This is a genomic window from Methanosarcina mangrovi, assembly GCF_052057765.1.
Taxonomy (GTDB): Archaea; Halobacteriota; Methanosarcinia; order Methanosarcinales; family Methanosarcinaceae; genus Methanosarcina.
In genome coordinates this window covers 2270015-2292694 of sequence record NZ_CP195120.1, presented here as the reverse complement: position 1 = coordinate 2292694, position 22680 = coordinate 2270015, and the positions used below count along the sequence as shown (strand labels likewise).

Annotated in this window: 18 protein-coding genes and 1 pseudogene; 17 read left to right on the top strand and 2 right to left on the bottom strand. The window is 41.9% G+C overall.

What is annotated here, in order from left to right; genetic code table 11:
- The first annotated feature begins 87 nt into the window (after positions 1-87).
- From ACSAZL_RS10305 to ACSAZL_RS10225, 17 genes and pseudogenes are all read left to right on the top strand, one after another.
- Positions 88-1329, top strand: coding sequence for a phage tail sheath family protein (locus ACSAZL_RS10305; protein ID WP_440948575.1), 1242 nt, complete (start codon positions 88-90; stop codon positions 1327-1329).
- A 37-nt stretch (positions 1330-1366) separates the two neighbouring features.
- Positions 1367-1795 (top strand): phage tail protein, encoded by a 429-nt coding sequence (locus ACSAZL_RS10300; protein WP_440948574.1) that lies wholly within the window; start codon positions 1367-1369, stop codon positions 1793-1795.
- Positions 1796-1803: 8 nt separating this feature from the next.
- A complete protein-coding gene (locus tag ACSAZL_RS10295; protein ID WP_440948573.1) occupies positions 1804-2169 on the top strand; it encodes a phage tail assembly protein in 366 nt (121 codons plus the stop codon).
- Entirely contained in the window at positions 2112-2351 is a 240-nt protein-coding gene (locus tag ACSAZL_RS10290; RefSeq protein WP_440948572.1) for a DUF6760 family protein, read from the top strand. The genes ACSAZL_RS10295 and ACSAZL_RS10290 overlap by 58 nt, the downstream gene beginning before the upstream one ends.
- A 186-nt stretch (positions 2352-2537) precedes the next feature.
- On the top strand, positions 2538-3740 hold the full coding sequence (locus tag ACSAZL_RS10285; protein ID WP_440948571.1) for an eCIS core domain-containing protein: 1203 nt from the start codon (positions 2538-2540) through the stop codon (positions 3738-3740).
- Between the two features lie 4 nt (positions 3741-3744).
- Entirely contained in the window at positions 3745-4365 is a 621-nt protein-coding gene (locus tag ACSAZL_RS10280) for a CIS tube protein (RefSeq protein ID WP_440948570.1), read from the top strand.
- 15 nt (positions 4366-4380) lie between these two features.
- Positions 4381-6015, top strand: coding sequence for a phage baseplate assembly protein V (locus tag ACSAZL_RS10275; protein ID WP_440948569.1), 1635 nt, complete (start codon positions 4381-4383; stop codon positions 6013-6015).
- Between the two features lie 334 nt (positions 6016-6349).
- On the top strand, positions 6350-6745 hold the full coding sequence (locus tag ACSAZL_RS10270) for a hypothetical protein (protein WP_440948568.1): 396 nt from the start codon (positions 6350-6352) through the stop codon (positions 6743-6745).
- A 1-nt stretch (position 6746) separates the two neighbouring features.
- A complete protein-coding gene (locus ACSAZL_RS10265) occupies positions 6747-7133 on the top strand; it encodes a GPW/gp25 family protein (protein ID WP_440948830.1) in 387 nt (128 codons plus the stop codon).
- 310 nt (positions 7134-7443) lie between these two features.
- Complete coding sequence (locus tag ACSAZL_RS10260) at positions 7444-9726, top strand: baseplate J/gp47 family protein (RefSeq protein WP_440948567.1); 2283 nt, start codon at positions 7444-7446, stop codon at positions 9724-9726.
- Positions 9723-12209 (top strand): phage tail protein, encoded by a 2487-nt coding sequence (locus ACSAZL_RS10255; RefSeq protein WP_440948566.1) that lies wholly within the window; start codon positions 9723-9725, stop codon positions 12207-12209. The genes ACSAZL_RS10260 and ACSAZL_RS10255 overlap by 4 nt, the downstream gene beginning before the upstream one ends.
- Positions 12210-12228: 19 nt before the next feature.
- Entirely contained in the window at positions 12229-15291 is a 3063-nt protein-coding gene (locus ACSAZL_RS10250) for a hypothetical protein (RefSeq protein ID WP_440948565.1), read from the top strand.
- Between the two features lie 36 nt (positions 15292-15327).
- Positions 15328-15582: a hypothetical protein gene (locus ACSAZL_RS10245; RefSeq protein WP_440948564.1), complete on the top strand. Its 255-nt coding sequence runs from the start codon at positions 15328-15330 to the stop codon at positions 15580-15582.
- Between the two features lie 608 nt (positions 15583-16190).
- Complete coding sequence (locus tag ACSAZL_RS10240; protein ID WP_440948563.1) at positions 16191-16922, top strand: hypothetical protein; 732 nt, start codon at positions 16191-16193, stop codon at positions 16920-16922.
- 80 nt (positions 16923-17002) lie between these two features.
- Positions 17003-18250 (top strand): eCIS core domain-containing protein, encoded by a 1248-nt coding sequence (locus ACSAZL_RS10235; RefSeq protein WP_440948562.1) that lies wholly within the window; start codon positions 17003-17005, stop codon positions 18248-18250.
- A gap of 207 nt (positions 18251-18457) precedes the next feature.
- Positions 18458-18696: pseudogene (locus ACSAZL_RS10230) on the top strand (IS1634 family transposase); the annotation flags it as partial.
- Positions 18697-19037: 341 nt separating this feature from the next.
- A complete protein-coding gene (locus tag ACSAZL_RS10225) occupies positions 19038-20198 on the top strand; it encodes a right-handed parallel beta-helix repeat-containing protein (RefSeq protein ID WP_440948561.1) in 1161 nt (386 codons plus the stop codon).
- Positions 20199-20619: 421 nt separating this feature from the next.
- On the opposite strand, the gene ACSAZL_RS10220 is transcribed toward ACSAZL_RS10225, so the two are convergent.
- Both ACSAZL_RS10220 and ACSAZL_RS10215 read right to left on the bottom strand, forming a co-directional pair.
- The gene (locus ACSAZL_RS10220; protein WP_440948560.1) at positions 20620-21723 is read right to left on the bottom strand and encodes a right-handed parallel beta-helix repeat-containing protein; all 1104 of its coding nucleotides are present in this window, start codon (positions 21721-21723) and stop codon (positions 20620-20622) included.
- 546 nt (positions 21724-22269) lie between these two features.
- Positions 22270-22485 (bottom strand): hypothetical protein, encoded by a 216-nt coding sequence (locus ACSAZL_RS10215; RefSeq protein ID WP_440948559.1) that lies wholly within the window; start codon positions 22483-22485, stop codon positions 22270-22272.
- Positions 22486-22680: the final 195 nt, after the last annotated feature.

Sequence of the window (22680 nt, the reverse complement as noted above, 5' to 3'; positions counted from 1 at the left end):
ATTGACCATGTTTTGAAGTCTGCTATACATTTTTTGTTATATATAAAACAAAAATAGGCATGTAAAATACGAAACAAGAGGAAAAGTATGACACAGTATCTATATCCTGGAGTATATGTCGAAGAAGTAACGCCACTTGCGCGCCCGATTGCTGGAGTTGGAACAAGCACAGCCGGGTTTATAGGTGTTGCCATGGATAATGTGGAAATGCCACCCAAACCTGATGGCACAGGCAAGTTCGAGGTATGTAAAGCTGGCGAACCTCAACTCATTACTGGTTGGGAACAGTTCAAAAATAACTTCGGCGACTTTCAGCCCAAGAAAACACAAGGATCGCCGGAGGTAGTAAAAGAACCAGAAAAGGGACAGGTAAAGGAAGAACCAGCAGGATGGAGTGATGACGATTACAAAGCCTATCTGCAACTGCAACACACAGTCTACGGCTTCTTCAATAATGGCGGCACACGCTGCTGGGTTATCCGGATTGGAAAAGTAGATGATTTAACAAAGCTGGCAGATTCGCTGAAGAAGTTCGAGCCGATTGATGATATCGCAATCGTTGCTGTGCCCGGTGCAATAAAAAAAGAACAGCAAAACGCGATTATTGTTCACTGCGAGAATATGAAGGATCGGGTGGCAATTCTTGATGGTATACAAAGCCCAAGCGCCTTCACTGCAGATCTAATCACAGGTGGTACTCCTAACAGTAAATATGCTGCTCTTTATTTTCCCTGGATTAAAGTACTCGATCCGATTAGTCAGACAAATATATCACAGCCCCCGAGTGGACATCTGGCTGGTGTTTATGCAAGGGTGGATGCAGAGAGGGGAGTGTTCAAAGCCCCTGCCAATGAGATTGTCCGTGGTGCGGTAGATCTGGATTACAAGCTAAGTCCCAATGATCAGGCAGGTTTAAACCCAAAAGGCATCAACGTTATCAGGGCTTTTGATGGCAATTTAAATATTTGGGGAGCACGTACCCTGGGAGGTGATGCTAATGGTGAGTTCAGGTACATCAGTACGCGCCGTTATTTCAATTTCTTACGTAAGTCTATAGAGCAAGGAACTCAATTTGTGGTCTTTGAGCCAAACAGCCCTGCGCTGTGGCAGCGCATAACCCGTACCGTCAGCGACTTCCTTTTGCGGCAGTGGAGAGATGGCGCATTATTTGGTGACACACCTAAGCAGGCGTTCTTTGTAAAATGTGATACGGACACTAATCCGCCTGAAGTACGCGAGGCCGGGCAGGTCGTGACCGAGATTGGTGTAGCAATCGTCAAGCCAGCCGAGTTTGTCATATTCCGCATCCAGCAAACGACCGGCGAATGATTAATTTTTACAAGGGGAATGTAAAGGAGGATTTATAGTGGGAGTTGATCCGTACAAGAATTTTAGGTTCTTAGTTGAGTTTGATGGGATAGTACAGGCAAGTTTTTCCGAAGCCAGCGGGTATGGCTCCGATATCGAGGTTGTTGAGTTCCGTGAAGGAGGCGATTCTGCTGCTATGCGTAAACTACCTGGAAAAGTGAGTTACCCTGATATAACGCTTAAACGGGGTATAACTGATTCTCATGAACTTTATGACTGGCACCTGGCTGCAGTTTCGGGGCAAATTCAACGCAAAAATGGTTCCATTATCATACTGGATGATACCGGGACGGAAAAAATACGATGGAATTTCTTTAACGCCTGGCCCAGTAAGTGGCATGGACCTGACTTGAACTCCACCGGCAAAGATGTAGCAATAGAATCTCTTACTATAAGCTGTGAAAGATTGGAAAGAGCGCTTTCTTGAGGGGTCTCATGTTCCAAACGGAATTTGAATTTACTTTGCCTCTGGGTTATGTAGACTCTGAAGGAGACCTGCATCGCAAAGGCATGATGCGACTATCAACTGCAGCAGATGAAATACTGCCTCTTAAAGACCCGAGGGTACAGTCAAATTCAGCGTACCTGGTTGTCATTCTTCTATCGCGGGTGGTTACCAGGCTGGGAAATCTTCCGCAGATTAATCCGAAGGTTATTGAAGGCCTGTATTCGGCCGACTTTACATATCTGCAGGATTTTTACAACCGCATCAACGGGAACGGTACATCAGCCCTGAAGGTCGTATGCCCTCACTGCCAGAAAGGTTTCGAGGTGGAACCCGGGCCGCAGGGGGAATGTTAGGCTACCCCCCGGACCAGCTCCATCGGGAGGTAGCCCTGATCGCATTTCACTTTCACTGGTCTTATGAAGAAATTATGTATATGGAGCATCGGGAGCGGTATGAGTGGGTACAGGAAATAGTAAGATTAACACGCGGAGAGAATAAGTTAAGCCTTCCCGGAAATCAAGCCTCTACATACTGAGCAAGACGGATTTATTCATATTTCAGTCGGGCCGGTTCGGACCTTTCGCAACGCACAAAAAGTAATCTGTCGTTGTATTGGAAGTCCAGTCATGAAAAAGTCAACTCTGTAATTATTACAGTATACAACTGGAACCTTATTTTGTTGGCTCAAAAATTCCAGGTTATATAAATGGGGGATTATAACATGGAACCAATAAATAAAGCAAAAAAAGAACAAGAGATTGGGGGATTTGTCTTCCCGGATTTAGAGAGACAAACTACTTCTTTAATTGTTCCGGGGATAAGAATAATTCCGAAATATATTCAGTTTTCGGAGAAACTCCTGGGAAAATATGCATATCTAAATAAGATTTTTAGAATGTCCTTATCCCCGTTATCTGGTAAGCAGCTTACAGGGAAGTCAACAGAAAAGCGGTTTAATCAGGACCTTTTTAAATCCGGGTTATGGGAACCAGTAACTGACTCCCACAAAAAGAAAGGTAATTCTCAAATTCGGGCAAATGAAGTAAATATCAAAACATTTTCAGGTATGATCAATAACTTAAAAGCACGATCCGAATTTGACCTCATTAAAAACCGCATACAAGCTCAAAAGCTAAAAAAAAGCTGCTTAACGGAGAGTAAAGTTATTCATCATTCAAAGTCGGACTCTGAAATTAGCAGGAAAAAGGATAGCTTTGAGAATTTTGAGAAAAAAGCTGAAAAAAGCAGCTATTTTTACCTGGATTCCAGTTTGAAGGATTTTCTGGCTGGTATCCTGAACATTCAGATTCCAGCTGTAAAGATATATGCAAACAGGCTGTCTGATGGGCTAACGAAGCAATTTAATGCTGATGCATTAACATTCAAAAACAGGGTCTTTTTCAAAACAGGAAAATATAACTCTCGGGACAGAAAGGGCATTGCTCTTCTCGGCCATGAATTAACCCACGTTGCACAAATTGAAATTGAAGATCATAATTTCCCTGGGCCCGGGCCGATAGGTTACGGGTATGAAGAGCAAGAAGCAATAGATAACGAAAAAAAAGTGCTTCGATATCTTCCATCCGCAGAACCGTACAGTATGAATAAAATAGTACCGGGTCAGGGTTTTTTTGGCAACTCTTTTAATGGGTATAGGTTCGGTTCTGAAACATACGGGAGTCATGAGAACTCGATAAGTCCGGACCCTTTTTCAGCTAGCTCCCCCAGCTCCGATAAATATCATACTCAGGTCCGGACTCCGAGAACTGCACTGGCTTCTCGAGACTTAAATTTACCCTCCGAACCGGATGCGGACTTGAATTTAGCCTTTCAGTTCTCAGATCAGCAATTCAAATTAATTAAAGAAGATGTATATCGAGATATTATGAACAGAATTCGAATCGAGTTTGAAAGAGGGGGGTGATAGTATGGGACTTGAAAAAGCGGCCATAACGAATTTGCAAACAGGAGAGAGAGTTTCTGTGATGTTCAATCCTGAAGAATATTCACTTGACCTGGGCAATAACTTTGCTGAAATCTCAATACCCGGTCTCAAAACCCCTCCTATTCAATATGTACGAGGTAACATTAGGAATCTGAAAATGGAGCTTTTTTTTGATACATTTGAAAAGAAAAGCGATGTAAGAGGCGAAATACGCAAGATTACGGCCCTGCTTGATAAAGATGTAAAAACTCAAGCTCCCCCAATCCTCCTCTTTTCCTGGGGGAAATTCAATTTTAAATGCGTGTTGGAGAGTGCAGGACAGCGTTTTATCATGTTCCTGCAAGACGGAACGCCTGTCAGGGCAAAATTATCTGTTAGTTTTAAAGAGTATGAAACGGTTGATCTCGAAATCAAACGCGGGCTTTTTATAGGCCCTCCAACCGTACACAATATCATAGAAGGTGAAAAATTGAGTGATATTGCCGGTGAGGTTCTGGGTGACCCGGGTGCATGGAGGGAAATCGCAGAATTAAATAACATTGATAATCCGCGCAAGCTCAAGCCGGGAATGACGTTAATTATACAGCCAAAAAAAAGCGGTTAAGATAGAGAGGTTCCGATGGATCAATATTATGCACCTGACTTTGAGGTAAAAATCGCAGGTTTGACGATGGCTGCTGATGTCACAAGCGCTATTATGGAACTGACGTACGATAATAACCTCGATACCGCGGATATGTTTACATTGCGGCTCAATAACGCTGATCTGCGTTTTACCGACTCGGGCTTGTTCAATGCGGGCAAGGATGTTGAGATTTACATGGGTTATGCCGGAGACCTGCAACCAATGATGCTGGGTGAGATCACGGCAATAAATCCTTCTTTCCCTCAAGGCGGGGCTCCGACAATTACGATCACAGGGTACGATAAATCTCATCGTATGCGGCATAATAGTCCGTCGAGGTTCACCTTCAAGTGCGTGAACGACAGCCTTATTGCTGCCCAGATCGCAGCTGAAAACCTGCTTATGCCGGTAGTTGACCCGGCGCTGACTCCTCCCCGGGGTTCTGTTCAGCAAACCGGGAGTGATTGGGCACTTTTGAAAGAGCTTGCTGAGAGGAATGCTTTTCATGTGTATGTTCGCTGGGATAAGCTCTATTTCAGACTTCCACGCCCCCAAACGGAAATGGTAGTGCTGGAATGGGGTAAAAACCTGAGCAGCTTTAGCCCCCGCCTATCCACTTCCGGACAGTTCGGAATTCAGGAAATTCGCGGGTATGATTATAAACTTGCCCAAAACATTGTTGCCATATTGCCGGCAATTTCTCTAGGGTCTGACCTGGACGATCTTATTGAACGGCTCGGCAGTGATTTTGTCGATCAACTGGTAAAACTGGGAAGAAATGTTGTTCGTGATAAACCAGTGGATAATTACCTTGATGCAAAAGTGCTCGCCAGGTCAGTCCTCATGCAGCTCCTTCGAGGGTTGTTTGAAGGTTCCGGGAGTACTATCGGTAACCCCGGGCTCAGAGCAGGGAATATGGTTGAAATAAGGGGAATTGGCAAACGTTTCAGTGGAAAATATACACTCAGCAGAGTAACACACACAATCAACGAGAGCGGCTATATAACACAGTTTGAGGTATCCCAGAAATACACCAGCACACTGCTCCAGAGCCTGAGAAACAAGATTTCCGAAATGCCTCCTCCAAACGGGCAGAAAAAAATTCAGGGTGTTGTCATAGGTAAAGTAGAAAATAATATCGACCCTGAAGGATTGGGAAGAGTTCAATTATCATTCCCGCACCTTTCAGACGTCAATTTGAGCAATTGGGCTCGTATTGCTGCCTCTATGGCAGGGGGTAATAAGAAAACTACTTCATGGGGAACCTATTTCTTGCCGGATATCGGTGACGAAGTACTGGTAGCATTTGAACAGGGAGATGTCAACAAACCTGTCGTTCTTGGTAGCCTCTGGAATGGGGAGAAAAGGCCACCGGAAGTGAATAAGGGCTTAAACGAAAAGAAAATTATCAAAATGAAATCAGGAATGCAAATAGTGTTTGACGAGACACCGGGAAGCGAAAATCTTCTTTTACAGGATAAAGCAGGGTCAATAATAAAAATGGACTCAAAGGAGGGAAGCGAAAATCTTCTTTTACAGGACAAAGCAGGGTCAATGATAAAAATGGATTCTGCAACGGGAGATATAATTATTGAGGCAAAAGGTAACATTATAGTAAAGGGGGTCTAGATAGATCTCAGTAAAAGGGGTCTAGATAGATCTCAGTAAAAGGGGTCTAGATAGATCTCAGTAAAAGGGGGTCCAGATAGATCTCAGTAAAAGGGGGTCCAGATAGATCTCAGTAAAAGGGGGTCCAGATAGATCTAAATCCAAAAAATGACGGTTAATTCAATACGGTATTTGAATATTATTTAAAAAATAGTTATAATTTCATATTGTAACTATTCAATTCAGGTAAAACAATGTTGATTGCTCTTCTTCTTTTTTGAATAGGTTGAATAGTTACTCCAATTAAAACTTTACCTTATTGTAACTTAAGAAGATTTTAAGGACTTTGATTTATATGGCAGAACAAGAAGTGAAATCAGGAATGCAAGTTATGTTTGATGAGACAACAGGAAGCAAAAATCTTCTCTTACAGGATAAGATCGGTTCGAAAATAATTATGGACTCTTCAAAAGGTGACATAACTATTGAGGCAAAAAATAACTTAATAATAAATAAAGGAGTGAATGGAGCCGCAAGAAATGGAGATAATATAAAATCAACATCTGCCGAAGATGAAATATTTTGGAATTGGTTGGAAGGATTTATCAAGGCAATTAATACATGGACACCGGTACCCAATGATGGCGGTGCTGCTCTCAAACTTGCACTAACTCCGTTTTTGGCAAATGCTCCATCAGAATTATCAGGGAAAATTATACAGGGAAGTAACAAAGTGAAAATCGGTGACTAAGATGAGCACCGATTTTCTTGGCAAAGGTTTCGCATTCCCGCTGCAAACCAATCAAATAGGCGGGATTAATGTATCGAAACAGAAACAGAAAATCCGGGAGTCCATACTGACTATTTTAGGGACTCAGTATAATGAGCGTGTAATGAGGCCAGACTTCGGCTGTAATTTAAAAAGCCTGGTTTTTGCGCCGAACAATGCTGCGACTGCTAATCTGGCACGGCATTATGTTGAAGAAGGCCTGACAAGATGGGAACCCCGCATCGCTCTGGATGAAGTGATTGTAGAAAACGATAACTCCGAAGAGAGGCTAATAATCCAGATTTATTATCGAATAAAGTCCACCAACGAGCCGGGAAATCTTGTCTACCCTTTTTATTTGGAGCGATAGATTTAGGGTAATAATCAGAGTTGTGCTTCTCAACGCAGACTTTAATTATCCAGAGGGTTGTTCCGTCGCCTTCGTTCAAATGCAGTTCCCGTTACTCCAGAATCCACAGCTTTAAGGTTATTTTCATAAGAAGAATCTTGTAGCGTCTTATTTTACAGACATGACGGTTTGCATGCCTCAGTTCCGTTTACAGTATAGGGGCAGCTAAAAATGCCGATCATTTAGTTAACAACGGTTTTTGAAGAAATTTTCATCCAGATAGCTTGCTATTCTGGCTATTCCGGATGTTCTACTGAGAAGGGAGGAAAATATGTCAAATGGTAAGCTGGAATCGCCAAATTTAGACGACCGAACATGGCAGGATATTGTCAATGAAGCCCGGGCTCTCATCCCCAAATACGCACCTGAGTGGACGGACCACAACCCCAGCGATCTCGGTATTACTCTGATTGAGCTATTTGCCTGGATTGTTGAAGGGATGATTTACCGGCTGAATAGAGTACCTGAAAAAAACTATATCGAGTTTTTGAATCTGCTGGGTATAACCAGGGACCCGGCAATCCCGGCATCAACATTTTTAACTTACGGTTTGGCTCCCGGAACAGATCCGGAAACAGCATCAATAATAGTACCTGAGGGAAGTCTGGCTGCTACGCAGCAGACCGAAACAGAAGAAGGCATTGTTTTTGAAACGGATAGAGAGTTAAAAGCTTTACCAATTAATCTTAAAGTTGCTCTTTTTATCCGGGAGGCAGCCGGGGATACAGAATATAAATATCTGTATCAAAATGTAACTGCCAATCTTGTAAGCTCTCCTCTTTCCAAAATGAGTGCAAAAATTTCTGGATCCGAATCGATCATAATTGTTCTTGGTTTTGATTCAAAAACCACTCAGGACATCTCGCTGCTCTTTGGTTTTGATACACCGGTGAAAAAGGGTACAGAGGGAGCTCCCATTGAAATTACCTGGCTGTATTCAAAAGATGATGCCGAACCAGGGGATGAGGCCAAACTGGGAGATGAGGCAAAACTGGGAAATGAGGCAAAACCGGAGGAGGATGTCGAACCAGAACTCACAGAAACATCCTGGCCCAAAATTGAAGCAGTTAGCAACGGAACAAACATGTTTCAGAAAAACGGAAGCGTTTCTCTCAATGTTCCGGCGGATTGGACTAGCCAGAACCCAGGCTCCTGGAAATCCATTGGTTACTATAATAAAGTTGATGAAATAAACCAATCCTTATTCTGGATAGGTATCAGGGTCAGGAACCGTCAACAAGAAGACGCTACAGAAGATTTTACAAAAGACCTTACTTTAAATCTTCAGCACATTCTCTTTAACAGTGTATCTGCAACCAATGCGATCACCATAACCCAGCCGGAGCTTTTAGGTGTCAGCAGCGGTAAACGTTTTCAATCTTTCGAACTTAAAAATCGTCCTCTTTTTAAAAGGCCTGAAGCAAAGAATCCATACGACCATTTAGTAATTCAGGTTCGAAAACCTCAGGTAGGCGGTGGGTTCGGGGAGTGGGAGACCTGGACGCTCTGCGATGATTTCAATAAAGGGTCGGGTAATTATTTCCGATTGGACCCGGTGACTGGCGCGATTGACTTTGGCGATTACGACCTTACTGCCTCCCCGGAGGGTTACGGAACAATTCCTCCCGTAGATAGTGAAATCCGTGCTCAGACATATCGTTATGTGGTAGGAGGCGTTAAAGGCAATGTCCCTTCAAATGCAGTAAATTCCATGCGGACATACGTTGCAGGCGTCATTTCGGTGATGAATCCGGGGGCTGCAGAGGGTGGTTTTGATGAAGAAGATATCGAAGAGACTAAACGGCGCGGACCTGAGATATTACGTAACCGCTATCGTGCTATCACGGTAGAAGACTATGAGTATCTGGCAAAAGAAGCTGCACCGGCTGTCAAAAAGGTTAGATGTCTTCCACCAAGGCTATTTTCAAATTATGACACTCTTCCATCAGGAGTAACAGTAGACGAACCATGGACCTTCGGCGGTCTTTATAGAGGTACGGGTAATATAAATGTGATTATTATACCGGATTCTCTTGACCCAACGCCCATGCCTTCTGAAGAATTGATTCAGCAAGTTTCCGATTATCTTGATGAACGGCGTGTTTTGACTTGCAGGTTGCTTGTCACTTATCCTCGATATTTGCCGATCCGTGTAAAAGTTACAATCAATGTTTGGCAAAAAGCAGTAGACACCGGATTAACTCCAGATCCACGTAAATCAGATCAGCTTAAGGATGAAATCAAAGAAAAAATAAAGAAATTTCTTCACCCTGTCCTGGGAGGGCCTGAGGGGAACGGATGGGAAGTTGGACAGGATATCACAATATCTACTTTATTCGACTACATCGAACCAGATTCGGATATCGGTTTCATTTCTGATTTATCTATTAATGCTCAAACCCCTCTCTATATACCTTCAACTCGACCAACTTTTGGTCCAGATACAACATCGAATGTTTGGGTGAAGTCAGCAGATTATGAGATAATTTGCAGTGACCAGGATCACGATGTCGAAGTAAAACTGTTTTCAATGACGGAGCTAAAATTGCCATGACAAATATCAGCAGTTACGTTGATTACCTTCCCTCTGTCTTATGGTCGGAGGAGAAAGACCCATCACAGTTTCTGGGCCGTATGCTGTGCATTTTTGAGAGAATCCTTACAGGGATTGCTATAAATGTTCAGGTCGTAAGAGCCAGTGCTGCTATTGATAGCGCTGTCAACAATAAGATTCAGCTAACCGATATCAGTGACAAAGACAAATTTCGGGTCGGAGACATCATTGGCATTGAAAGGACGGCGGAAAGAGTAACAATAGATCATATTAAGGGAGCAGAAATCTTCTTAAATACAAGTCTTAAGGGCTCATATACTAATGGGAATATACGCATTAACGACCTTATACCCGGTCAAACTACTTTTCGTGTTAATGACACAACCGGACTGGAACAGGGGAGTATCATAAAAATAAGCCAGGGAATAAAAAGCGAAGAGAGGACGATACAAAGGCTCGCTGACAATTTTATCATATTGAACGCCGGACTGGTAAATACGTACTCAACGGAAATTACAGACATCTCTATTAGAATTCAAGGTACTGCTACTGCTACTGACGCTCAGGCTATAAGACCCAGAGGTACTTTTGTCGAAGCTGAGAACGATAAGATTCGGGTAACCGATAGCACTGATGCAGCCAAATTTCGAGCCGGAGATATCATTGGTATTGAAGGGACAGCAGAAAGGGCAACAATAGATCGAATTGAGGGAGCAGAAATCTTCTTAAATGCAGACCTCAAGGATCAGTATATTAATGGGAATATACGTATTAATGACCTTATACCTGGTCAAACTACTTTTCGTGTTAATAACACAAACGGATTGGAACAGGGGGATCTCATAAAAATAAGCCAGGGGACAAAAAGCGAAGAAAATACAATACAAAAGCTCGCTGACAATTTTATTACATTGAACGCCGGCCTGGTAAGCACGTATTCGATGAAAATCACGGCAGACCATGTGAGAATTCAAAGTGGAAGTTCAACCATCCGGGAAGCTAACGAACTTAATGACTTTGAAAAAACCATCGATGAAATCCACCTGATATTTAATCCCTGGCACACGAATTTTCTACCTTGGTTGGCATCATGGGTTGCGCTCCCACTGCAGAAGCACTGGAGTGAATACCAGCAGAGAAAACTCATCTCCGAAATTGTTTCCATATATCAGGAAAGTGGATTAAAAAGGGGTATGCAGGCCTATCTCGACTTTTACGCGACAGACTCAAAACCACGGATAGCCATAGATGATGGTACTGCCATACTTCGCGCTGCATTTTTAGAGAACGGTACTGCTGTACTTCATACAGTTGCCTACAGCAATTCAATTTCACTCCAAAACGGAACTAATACGCATGAAGAAAATTCAAATGAAGACAAATTAATGACTTTTTTACTTCATCCATCCGCTATCGCAGCAGACAATGAAAACAACTATATCGTTGTCGATAAAGGTGATAGCTCTTTGTCTATGAAACAGCCAGCTTCGCTGTGGAAATTGTCCAGCACAGGAGATCTTGAATGGGAAGTTAACGATCAGATCTCTTCAATACCAAAGCCGAAACCTATCTATGCAGGTGGTCGCCTGAAGAATCCCACTGCAGTAGTCGTTGATGACCAGAACAGGTACAGTGTTGTGGACACAGGTCTTATCGGCAACTACAAACCTGCCATCTATCGTTTTGATCCGTCGGACTCGTCACCTGAAGTCATTACTGATGAGTCTTTTCCAGCCGTTTATCCCGTGGATATGATTCTAGGTCGTGATAAAGAGTTTGTTGTTTTAGATCGCGGTACTCTCCCGGGGAGAGAAGATGCAAAACCACAGATTATAGTTGTCAGTGAAAAAACTTCGACTGTCACTTCGCATCCTTTGGAAAAAGTCATAGAACCTACCTGTATTGTGATGGATTCTAATGGACGTTTTATCGTTTCTGACGCAAAGGATCAATTCACTTCAGTTCCAGCAGACCTTATAAGAGTTGACCCTGAAAACTGGTCGGTATCCCCGCTTTTGGAGAAAGTCCCGCCTGAACAGAATCCACTGATTTGTCCTGCAGGCCTCGCCTTTGACTTTGAAAACCCTGAGTTGCTTTATGTATGTGATGCAGGGATCCGATTGGGAGGAGATGATAATGATCAGGCCTACGTAAAAATGGCTAATCCTGCAGCAATATATCGAGTTGACCTATCACAAACTCCACCGAGCATAACCCGGGTAACATATGAGAGTAAGTTAGTAAATCCAACTAAAATGATGATTGACCGTAAAGGGAAGCTCATTATTACCGACCGGGGAGAATCTCTTCAAACCATTCATCCAGGGAATTGGAGGGCAAAAGCGAACGAATTTGGTGTCGTGGTTATCTTTTCTCAGCAGCGTCCCGTGTCATTCGAAGATAGAAACCAAATTCGTCGTTGGATTGAGAATGCCGTTGACGAACAAAAACCGGCAAATACCACGTGGTGGAAGAAATTTTGAAAGGATTGGAGGTACAGAAATGGCATACGAAACAGTTTTAAGAACCGAGTATCCTAACCCTGAATCATCACAAGTATACACTCACAACGCAAAAGACCATTATATCGACTTTCAAAATTTTGTTAGTCCCATGGAACGCATGCATAACTCTAACCTGCATGATTGGGGAGTAGCTCGCGGTCTGGAGGTAAGAGGTAGCATAGGCGAGACTCAGGTAGTAATTAACCCCGGGGTTGCAATCGATATTAGTGGTCAGCTTGTCTCACTCTCAAGTAGTGGCCATGGTGCTAATGATCCGGAAAATCCGACTGACCCAATAAAAGCAGTACCGGTGCCAGTTTCCCTTAACACAGAGAGCTATGCAGGAAAGACAGCATACGTCACAATACAATTCTCAGAGATTTGCCAGGCTGGCTTTCGTAATCTAAGCCGGATGGAGCAGGTACAAAACACCATAAATAATTCTGATATGAGTGCGGAGACTGGCTATCCTAATCTCAGCCTTAACCCCAGCCGGATGGAGCAGGTACCCTGGGTGCGATTACAATGCGTGGATGATTATGAGGAAGATCCGGTGGCTGCTGTACGTTATCAAGCAGCATTGTCTGACGCGTCTGGAAATAAAGCAACTGTAACTCCAGCTGACTATGCCGCGAAGTTCAAGCCCGGCGACATAATCTCTCTTGTACAGGATTCAATGAGAGAAAGGGCAGTAATTTCCAGTATTTCAGAAAAAGAAATCACATTTACAAAAAACCTGACAAACGAGTACACAGGAGGCACCATACGAATTGCAGACCTCATTCCTCAACAGAGAGATATTCGTCTGGCAAATACAACCTCCATAGAACCTGGCACATATATCAATATCATACAGAACAATATTGCAGAGTTGAGGATCGTACAGTCTGTAGACCATGAGAACAACTTCATCACATTGATTCAAGGACTTGTCAATACCTACGCAATGGAAAATACAGATGTTCCCGTGAATATTGAGATTGTTGAAAAATCAATTGTTTTAGCGATTGCTGTAATCGACAACGAAGGAAAATTAGCTGAATTAGCAGGAAATCCAGCTGACTTGAAAACTGGGGCTAAACTTCCTAAATATCACAGACGTTTAATTGGTGAGTCCGTAGAAGAACTTCGAATCCAACGATCCGTTAGTGTTGGAGGTACTGTTCAGGATATTCTCTCAGGCAAAGCAGGCCCAAGCGAGAGAGGCGGACTCAAGATTACCGTACCTGATGCCCAGGATAGCATTTTATTTGCCAGAGAGGACGGGGGAGATTTTAAAAGTTTAGGAATTAATGCCAATGTCGGTATAGGGACTGCAGATCCACGACGGGACCTGGATGTCAGTGCAAAATCGATCAAATTGGGATTGGAAAAGAATGGGGGAGGGCAATTAATCCTTAAAAATAACCCAAATGATAATATGATTTATCTTGAGGCTTTTGGCTCAAATGGGAAGGGTAGTGCCTCCGCGCTGGTGCTTTCAGGAGATAATAGCAATAATGTTCCAGTATTGAATCTAAATGCAGAAAGTACACTTATTAATGGCAAAGTTATCATCGGGACGACAAATTCATCAGCCAGCTTAGAAGTGAATGGCGATATTAAGGTCAAAGCTAACTTGGTAATAGACGGCAATATCGGCATTGGTGGAGCAGACCCAGTAGGTATCCTCAGTATACCAAATTTTAGAATGGATAAAAGTGAAGCTTCACCTAATGCAGGATATATTCGCTTTGGAGACGGTACCGGGTGGAAGTTCCATATTGGTCGCTCAAGAGAAAAGGCGGGTGGAGACTTTAATACAGGAACAACTGGAGTTCTGATGACAGTCCAGGATTCGGGCAAAGTTGGCATCGGAACTACAGATCCAAAAGATACGCTTGATGTATGCGGTAACGCATATTTTGGAACCGGCGAAGATAGTCAAAACCATAAAGTAGTCATTAGAGGACCGAATTCACCACCATTTACAAGTTTCCAAGACCTGTCTTACGAATTCTCAGGTGCAGGTAGTGCAAAGGTCCGGGCGTTCAGGGGCGGGAGCTGGGATACTTATCTGCAGTTTTTGACAAACCCTTCCACAGCTGAAGAAGATGCTCCTCAAGTGCGGATGCATATTAATGATAACGGTAACGTCGGCATCGGGACGACGGACCCGAAAGATACGCTTGATGTATACGGACAGATCAGGCTCTTTGGACAAAATGCATTTAGAGGAAGTGACCCATTCCTACGGATTAACCCGGATAACAATTTCCCAAGCGGTACTCATTTTGCGTATCGCGCAAATTTTTACGGGGGAATAACGACGGGCGAATGGTGGGATGAAGAACCGGGGGTGGGGAACCTACTTGTAGAGGGCAACATCGGCATCGGAACAACAAATCCATCAGCCAGGTTAGATATTCAAGGGGACATAAGAATTAACGACAAAGACATCTGGATGAGAGGAGGTACAGATTGTTATCATGGAATCGGATGGTATGGAGGAAGCAAGCTTTTTGCAGAAAATAAGAGTATTGATGGTCCTGTAGTATTCGGTTATAACGGAGGCGCTTTAGGAACAACCATAGATAAACAAAAAATAGCCCTTCAGTGGAATTCTGAAGGCAATGTCGGCATCGGGACCGCAAATCCATCAGTCAAGTTAGAAGTGAACGGGGATATTAAAGCAACAAACAAGAAATTTTCAATAAACCATCCCCTGTACCCCGATACTCATAATTTAGTTCATTCCACGCTGGAAGGGCCTGAAACTGCAGTATTCTACCGCGGGGAAGCACAGCTTTCGGACGGTGAGAAGACGATTTTACTTCCTGACTATTTTGAAGCTTTAACACGAAAGGAAAATCGAACTGTTCTACTCACTCCTAAATTTGAAGAGGATTTTGAAATCTCTATGCTGGCTGCCTCAGAGGTTAAGAATGGCAAGTTCACTGTTAAAATGATAGATAACAATAATTCCTCTCAAAAATTTTATTGGGAAGTTAAAGCGATAAGATCTGATGTGGAGATACTGGAAGTAGAACCGGCAAAAATCCAAGTTAACTCAAATGTTTAATGAAAAGCCTGTCAGTTTTTAAAAAGAGGGCTTATTATGAAACAGCAATTGGAACAACGTTTACAGGAACTCAGAGCCGAATTCGAATCCGGCCAGAAAATGCTTGCAGATCTTGAAAGTAAGCAGGCAAACCTTAGAGATACTATGCTGCGAATTAGCGGCGCTATCCAAGTGCTTGAGGAATTGAGTACAACTGCGGATAGTATAGGGGAATCACAAGGAGAAGCAGGCCAAACTACAGAAAAACCTGATGACCAAAAAACAGAGATGGAAATGGTTACTGTGGAATAAGAACGGTTAAGGTCGGATCAGTTCTTAAGCAAATTGCAGTCAACGCACGAGTTAAGCATATCTTTGAATTCATGTCTTTATAGCCAGATTTATTAGGTGTAAGTCTTGTTTGTACAAGTATCGTGTGTGACAACTCCTATATTTCAGAATTCTTTCTCTAATTTAACTCCGTGATCATGATAAATATCTACATGTCAGAAAAAACTCTGTTTAATAGATATAAACACGGAGATAACGGAAAAAAACGATGGCTTTAATCTTTTCTTCCCTGTTTATCACGCTTTCAGTTGTTTGCTTTTTTGTCTGAAACCGTAATCTGCCGGCGAATTAAGGGAATTTCAGGCATTTTAAAATATTTTTTTAATTTAATTCAGTCTGTCGAATATAATGGGTTCTTAATATCTTAATTCCGGGCCATTCTCAAAATTCTCAAAATTCCTTTTAAGAAATTGGGATATGAAACAAGAATAAAGTTATAGTGGCTAGCTAATCGGATTCGGTCGCAGTTCACAACCGGGAAAATTCCTTAAATGACTGATAAAAGGATGATTTAAAATATGAAACTAGGTGTGAAATCTTTATCAGATCTTCTGAAATTAGAGAGTTTCATGATGTTTTTAGCTGGAATATCTCTTTTTGGTCTGGTGATCATTTTCGTGTACGCACTTGTCCTGCCTCATCGCTGGTACGATAAGGCTTCAATATTCGGGGTATCCATCTTTATTGCCATAGCTACTTTCCTGTCCGGATTGTTTCTCGGCTTCATTTTTGGAATCCCGCGTACCACTGAAACGCAAAATGTAGAACCCGGAAAACCACCTGAGAAACCGAATGAAGTACCGATGTATCTCGAAAACAAGAATAGACTGTATATGGAGAATTCCAATCTTGAGCGAATTTCCGATTGGCTGACCACAGGCATAGTTACGATTGCACTGGTAAATTTGAAACAGGTGCCAGAAGCACTGCAGCAATTCTCCGGATACATCGGACCAGCATTAAATGCTACTACTGCCGGAGGGGGTACTTCTACTTCCGGAGGTATATATGGAACTTTTATACTCATATGTTATTCAATAGATGGCTTTCTAATTGGCTATCTGGGAACAAGGCGCCGTGCTGCTGTGGATTTTGGAAAGGGGATATTTGAAGAAGAGGAAATTATAGAGTCCATAAAAACCCTTCTAAATCCTGCAGCCTCCAAAGAAGAAAAAGAAGATGTTAAACGTGATATAAAGAGACTTTTACGGATTCCACCAGTTTCTCCAAAGCAGCAAGAGAATAATTCGGACTCCGAATCTCCTGATAGCCCATCTACAAAGCAGAAAGATGAAACATAAATGAAGTTCGGTCTTTTTCATGAATGTTCTCAACTTTTTTAAATTCTTGTACAGTCAGCTACTTGATGGGGAGTTTGATCATGCCAGAACACCAGAATATTAAACAATCCGGAGGAACACAGTCTTCTTCTCAAAAACAAATTATCCCTGCAAGGCAGATCCATGTATCTAGTCCTGCAGCTATCATCCAGCGTGCCAGAATAGATCCTAAATCTCTAACATCTACTGACATTTTGCAGCTCCAGCGAACCATCGGAAACAGGGCTGTTGGCAGGCTGCTATCAGATATCAGAAGCTCTTCAAAGGTTCAACATGAATCAGTTCAGCGGCAAAAGCTGGACGAAGAAAAAACATGTCCTTCATGCGGGCAGAGACAGGAAATCCCAGAGGAAGAAGAGTCGCTTCAGATGGAGTGGGAGAATAATACTGGAATGCCGGATAACCTCAAGAATGGCATGGAATACTTGTCTGGGATTGATATGAGCGATGTGAAGGTACATTATAATTCGTCGAAACCTGCTCATTTGGGAGCACTGGCGTATACTCAGGGGACAGATATTCATGTGGCTCCGGGGCAGGAAAGACATTTGCCTCATGAAGCATGGCATGTTGTACAGCAGAAGCAGGGAAGGGTAAGGCCGACAGTGCAGTTAAAGGGTATGATGGTGAATGATGAAGTTGAATTAGAGAGGGAAGCGGATGTGATGGGGGAGGTGGGTAGTGCAAAATATTTCGGACAAATATTCTCAGGATATAGGCCAACTTATGTCGCAAAAAAAAATGAAAGCGATATTATTCTCGCTTCTCAGGTAATTGGAAAGACTGGTTGTAATGAGGTAGTACAATGTACTAGAGCTGAAATTGATGCTTTAAAATCACAAGAAAATTTAAATGAGTTTTACATTTTAAACGGAGGTACTTCTCAAAATACTCTTGCCTTAATAAGAACTACAGGCGATACCCATTATGCAATTGAGCAACAAACTACTACTAGAGTAAGAGAAGAATGTGAAAGAATTGGTATTACATATATATGTCAAGAGCGTTTTGGTGGTTTTCATGCAGAAATGAGATTTTTAAGCTATGCTGTCGCTAATGATATTGATGTAACTAATGCGGAAATATGGGTATCAAAAGATATTTGCGGTGATTGTGTTGATGAATTAGAAGAAAGAAATTTCTTATTAAGAACCCCCTTTCGTAGAGATGTTAAATATTACGGCTGGAGATCTCCAACCACACTGGCCGCTGTACCCAGACCACGTGGGGTTTTTCGGGGTCATAGAACTGAAGAGGAGAGATTAAGAGACTGGAAGGCAAACACATAAGATTAGCACTTCTGGCATTTAACAGAACTTTCGCTACACTGCTGATTTAATCTTAGATATGTAGTCAATTCTCAATAGTCTTAAAATTCAACTACAAATAGAGCCCGGATTCGGCAGGTAAACTTATAGATTAATACACATCATCTTCTATTTGCTTATTTTTATATTTTCTCATCAATGGAATTTGGTTTCCCCAAAGAAAAGGTGATATACATCACTTTTGGGGTACCTAAAAACGGTAAATGGGATCTCAAGCAACTCGTGTTGAGTTTAATTGTGATTCAGCAAGGATATCCTTCTTCATGAATACTCATTCTAGGGACGCTTCGGACAAAATCACTATCTTGGAAACAATCAAATCCCTTAAATCAAGTTTAACTAATGGGAATAAAGTATACTATGTTGCTGACAACTCCTTCTACACAGGAGATAATATCAAAGACGTACCTATTTTATTAAAATCGATATCAATTAGCTGTTTTTCTGAAATAAAAATTCTACTCGAATTTATATTTCATCAAGATATCCGTTTTTGGGGGTGAGTTCACAAATAGAGATAACATTGAACTTAATATGAAATACATGAAGATAAATGGCTATAAATTACGTTTTTTTGCGATAAAGTTATGCTTTTGAAATGTTTAAAGTAAATAAATATAAAAATTTTGTTATAAAAATCGGGTTGCTCTGAATCTTACTTTGCCAGTACCAAACTTTCCTGGTAAAGAAATGATCGAAGACAATTCTAATGCTATCTACAACTGGTAAAGATCAACTGGTGATGACTATGGAGCTGACAATAGGTCAAGATGAAAGTAAAAAAGGTACAGGCGGATATTTTTATTATAATCCTGAAAATTATGATGCAAATGCTGTGCTTCAACAAGCATATGCTAAGGCAGCTGAAACAGCAACGGTAAGTAATCCGGTAACCATAAATGTTGAGTCAGGTAGATACTGGATCAAGGATCATGTCTCTCCGAAATCATACGTTTACCTGCAGGGGGAGGCTAATGTTGTATTTAAGCTTGCACCCGACCTGAAATGTGCATGCATGTATGGCAAAGATCATATGTGTAATCCGAAAGAACCATACGCCCACTGGGGTTATCACAGGGCAACCGGACATGAACAATCGGCAATGTTCAATATTTGGGAAGTAGAGGATGTTACAATTAGTAATTGTACTATTGACGGGAGTTATGATGACCTTTATGACGGGAAGATGTGCAATGGAGATGGAAAGATTGTTTCAGGTGGTGAAGCACGCGGGAAATCGGAATTTACACAATTGAACATATATAAATCATCTAACATTAAAATTGATCATGTCGTATTTACACGCGGAGCTAATGATGGTATAGGTTGCTACGAGTGTGACGGCGTTGAAGTTTCCTGTTGTACATTTAATATGGTCGGACATGACGGAATGCAAAACTACAAATCACCAAACATTAGGTTCCACCATAATTACGTAGCAATGAGAACTAATTGTGGGATCAGGTTCGATACGGGATCTCACTGTGGTGAAGTTTATTGCAATGAATTTACTACAGGCAGTGGTGGTGCATCTGCTATCGAATTACAGAACGACGCTGAAAACATATTAATTCATCACAATTATTTCCACGATATTAAAGGTTTATACGGTGCGATTGGCTACCCCGGGCAGGAACCTAATGGAAAGGGACACAAATATTATAATAATTTAATAATAAACTGTAATTTTGGTGTTAAATGTACTCCACCTACTTCCGTTTCGTCCAACAATATAATTTTGGATTGTATAACTGCCGTTAATTCGGGTTCATCTATTAACAATCTTACAACAAGCCCGGCAACTGATAAATATGGTGTTAAAGGAAAAGTCAATACTTATTGGGTTGTTAAAGATGGAGTACTTAAGGACCAGATAATCGGAATTGGCCCCAAAATGACAGTAGCGTAAAGCATCAGACCTTCTAAAGCATAATATTCCTGGCAAGCTCTCATGTGCTTGGTTTTCGCTGACAAGCATAAAGAAAGTCTGTGCTGGAAATCGTTTCTTCTATTGCTTATTTTCCCATGGAGTTTGGCAAGTCTTTTTCGCGTTTTCCCTGTTTTTAGAGCCTCTTTGCTCCTGGATACTCTTTTCTGCAGTACTTTAAGCCTTTAGGGAATTTTTTCAGATATTTTGGATTCTCGACCTTTTCTCCTGTAGAGTACTGCAAAATTTTTGATTTCTACATCTACACCAGCGGTGGTCGATTTCAAAAACTTTTACTCTTCTGGAATTTCTTTTCCATCATCTACCTGGATACTAATGTGGTATTTATTGTAAGTTCAATATTGTGATTGAGTAGGAAGTTTTACAGTACTTTTTTCAAGGTCTACCGAATATCATCGAGGCACTTTGAATCGTCTACTCCATTATATCTTCCAAGCTGATATCCATTAAATCTGCACGGGCTTGAACTTTGCAGACGATAGTCACCGGAACCCACGAAAAGAGGATCTACAGACAGACATTTGGAATGAGGTACATTGTAAAAATCGGATGTATTGCCGCATGTAGCATTTTCCAGACATGCAACCATGTATCTTGAACCAAGCAGATTTGCTATAGCTGCACCTGAGCCAGTCTCGGGATACTTAGCTTTCTTGGTCCCGACGACAATATTCCGTTTAATGGTTGCTGTTGCCGGATATGTGGATGCTACGTCGTAATCTCCTGCGGCAAAACCGAAACCATAGCATCCTGCAGCAGTATTGTATTCAATGTCAACCGAGGACCCGTCATAAACAATAGCTCCCACGTTGGGAAGCTTGTTCACTGCAGGCATAGCACCGCAGCCCACAAATAAATTGTTGTGAATCGAGACAAGCCCGTTATCCGGCACGTTGCCTACCACCTGGATTCCCGGACCCCATGTATCATGGATATAGTTGTTGTATATTTCAATCCCGGATGACACCCAGTTAGCGGCAGTCGATTGGATCTGCATACCCGGAGAATATGCTATTCCTGTACCGCCATTCAAAACACAGTCGTGAATTTTGATGTTTTTCGCGGACCTTGTCCTGACTCCAGCATTGACGGCCAGGTCGGCCTTGAGGTTGCACACCTCACCACCAAGAACTGCATTGTAGCAAATGATGTCGTGTCCCCCATGTTTTCCCGTAATGTCGTGGACCGATATGTTAGTTCCGCCTTCGACTCTTATTCCATCTCCCAGATTGTCCTCAAAAGACAGGTTGTAAAACTCACAGTTAAGGGAGTTTGAATATGACACTTTGTGCAGGTCACCCAATGTGAAAAAATTATGGTATCCATGTCCCCAGGGTTTGGGATATAGGGCTTCAACTTCTTTCTGAGAATCCTTATTCCCCTCAAAAGCAATGTCATGGAAAATGAGATTTTCCGCAGCTGTAGGATATTTAGGAGCTATTAACGGCACCTGCTCTCCGAATATCTCAACTGGTGCATTTTCCATCAAAGTAAATTTGCAACCATTCCCGCTCCATTCAGTGTTATTATAAATACGTAAGAGTGAACTGATCACTATATTATGATCTTTTGAAAAAATGTATTTAGCGGGTGTATTTCCCGTCGAATCAATCAACTCTTGCAAATAATTCGAAGTGTTTATGGAATCTGGTACCGCTACTGTTTTGATTATATCTACCTCCTTAAGCCTCCATCAATTATTGTCTGCTTTGAGAAAACCTATTTTAATCAACTGCAAAAGCCTGAAATCAGATAAGCAAAAATATATCAGGCTGTTCAGTTCAAATTAACGGGAAAAATTCAGGTTAGAGTTTTTCTACAGAGCCGAAGAAACACTAAAAATCAGAATTTCAATCCGAAATTAGAACTTTGAATTTTCAGTTCAAAAAAGATAGATTAGACTATTAAGGAAGTTTTCATCGCCCTATTGCTCGCTTCCTGATATTTCTCAGATTATAAACTCTCATATTCGCGGCCAGATATATGTGTTGAAATTATATATTCTTTGAAGAATAAATATTACGTAACAGAGTTAAGGGAACTTTTCGTGATCGTTTAAGGGCTTCTGTACGGGGACGCCCATATTCATTATCTGCCCAACTTCGATAACGCTTATCTCAGGATCTGCATGAAATAACTCTTTCTCCGCTGTTTGACCGGCTGGCATGGTGCCTGACTTTGAGAATCTTGAAGTTAAGATCACATCTGCATCCGTAAGCTTTCTTCGGTTTCCAGCCCTGCCCCCCATAGCAGGAAAGAAACTTCACGCAGCTTATTTTAAGAACTGCAGAGTTTTCATTCAGTTCCTCAGGGATTCGGGCTCCGGGTCCAGAACCTTCAGATCGGTCCGGAACCTCCAAATCAATAGCAGAGTCAAATTCGATGTTTCCTCTGATAAACCGGTCAAACATTATATCATATATAAAATATAATTATATAATAC

What these genes read in the sequence shown, in the direction of transcription:
- ACSAZL_RS10235 (WP_440948562.1), top strand. Translation starts at nt 17,003, where the DNA reads ATGCCAGAACACCAGAATATTAAACAATCCGGAGGAACACAGTCTTCT.
- ACSAZL_RS10265 (WP_440948830.1), top strand. Translation starts at nt 6,747, where the DNA reads ATGAGCACCGATTTTCTTGGCAAAGGTTTCGCATTCCCGCTGCAAACC.
- ACSAZL_RS10225 (WP_440948561.1), top strand. Translation starts at nt 19,038, where the DNA reads ATGGAGCTGACAATAGGTCAAGATGAAAGTAAAAAAGGTACAGGCGGA.
- ACSAZL_RS10260 (WP_440948567.1), top strand. Translation starts at nt 7,444, where the DNA reads ATGTCAAATGGTAAGCTGGAATCGCCAAATTTAGACGACCGAACATGG.
- ACSAZL_RS10240 (WP_440948563.1), top strand. Translation starts at nt 16,191, where the DNA reads ATGATGTTTTTAGCTGGAATATCTCTTTTTGGTCTGGTGATCATTTTC.
- ACSAZL_RS10220 (WP_440948560.1), bottom strand. Translation starts at nt 21,723, where the DNA reads ATGGAAAATGCACCAGTTGAGATATTCGGAGAGCAGGTGCCGTTAATA.
- ACSAZL_RS10245 (WP_440948564.1), top strand. Translation starts at nt 15,328, where the DNA reads ATGAAACAGCAATTGGAACAACGTTTACAGGAACTCAGAGCCGAATTC.
- ACSAZL_RS10280 (WP_440948570.1), top strand. Translation starts at nt 3,745, where the DNA reads ATGGGACTTGAAAAAGCGGCCATAACGAATTTGCAAACAGGAGAGAGA.
- ACSAZL_RS10255 (WP_440948566.1), top strand. Translation starts at nt 9,723, where the DNA reads ATGACAAATATCAGCAGTTACGTTGATTACCTTCCCTCTGTCTTATGG.
- ACSAZL_RS10250 (WP_440948565.1), top strand. Translation starts at nt 12,229, where the DNA reads ATGGCATACGAAACAGTTTTAAGAACCGAGTATCCTAACCCTGAATCA.
- ACSAZL_RS10305 (WP_440948575.1), top strand. Translation starts at nt 88, where the DNA reads ATGACACAGTATCTATATCCTGGAGTATATGTCGAAGAAGTAACGCCA.
- ACSAZL_RS10285 (WP_440948571.1), top strand. Translation starts at nt 2,538, where the DNA reads ATGGAACCAATAAATAAAGCAAAAAAAGAACAAGAGATTGGGGGATTT.
- ACSAZL_RS10215 (WP_440948559.1), bottom strand. Translation starts at nt 22,485, where the DNA reads ATGGGGGGCAGGGCTGGAAACCGAAGAAAGCTTACGGATGCAGATGTG.
- ACSAZL_RS10270 (WP_440948568.1), top strand. Translation starts at nt 6,350, where the DNA reads ATGGCAGAACAAGAAGTGAAATCAGGAATGCAAGTTATGTTTGATGAG.
- ACSAZL_RS10275 (WP_440948569.1), top strand. Translation starts at nt 4,381, where the DNA reads ATGGATCAATATTATGCACCTGACTTTGAGGTAAAAATCGCAGGTTTG.
- ACSAZL_RS10290 (WP_440948572.1), top strand. Translation starts at nt 2,112, where the DNA reads ATGCCCTCACTGCCAGAAAGGTTTCGAGGTGGAACCCGGGCCGCAGGG.
- ACSAZL_RS10295 (WP_440948573.1), top strand. Translation starts at nt 1,804, where the DNA reads ATGTTCCAAACGGAATTTGAATTTACTTTGCCTCTGGGTTATGTAGAC.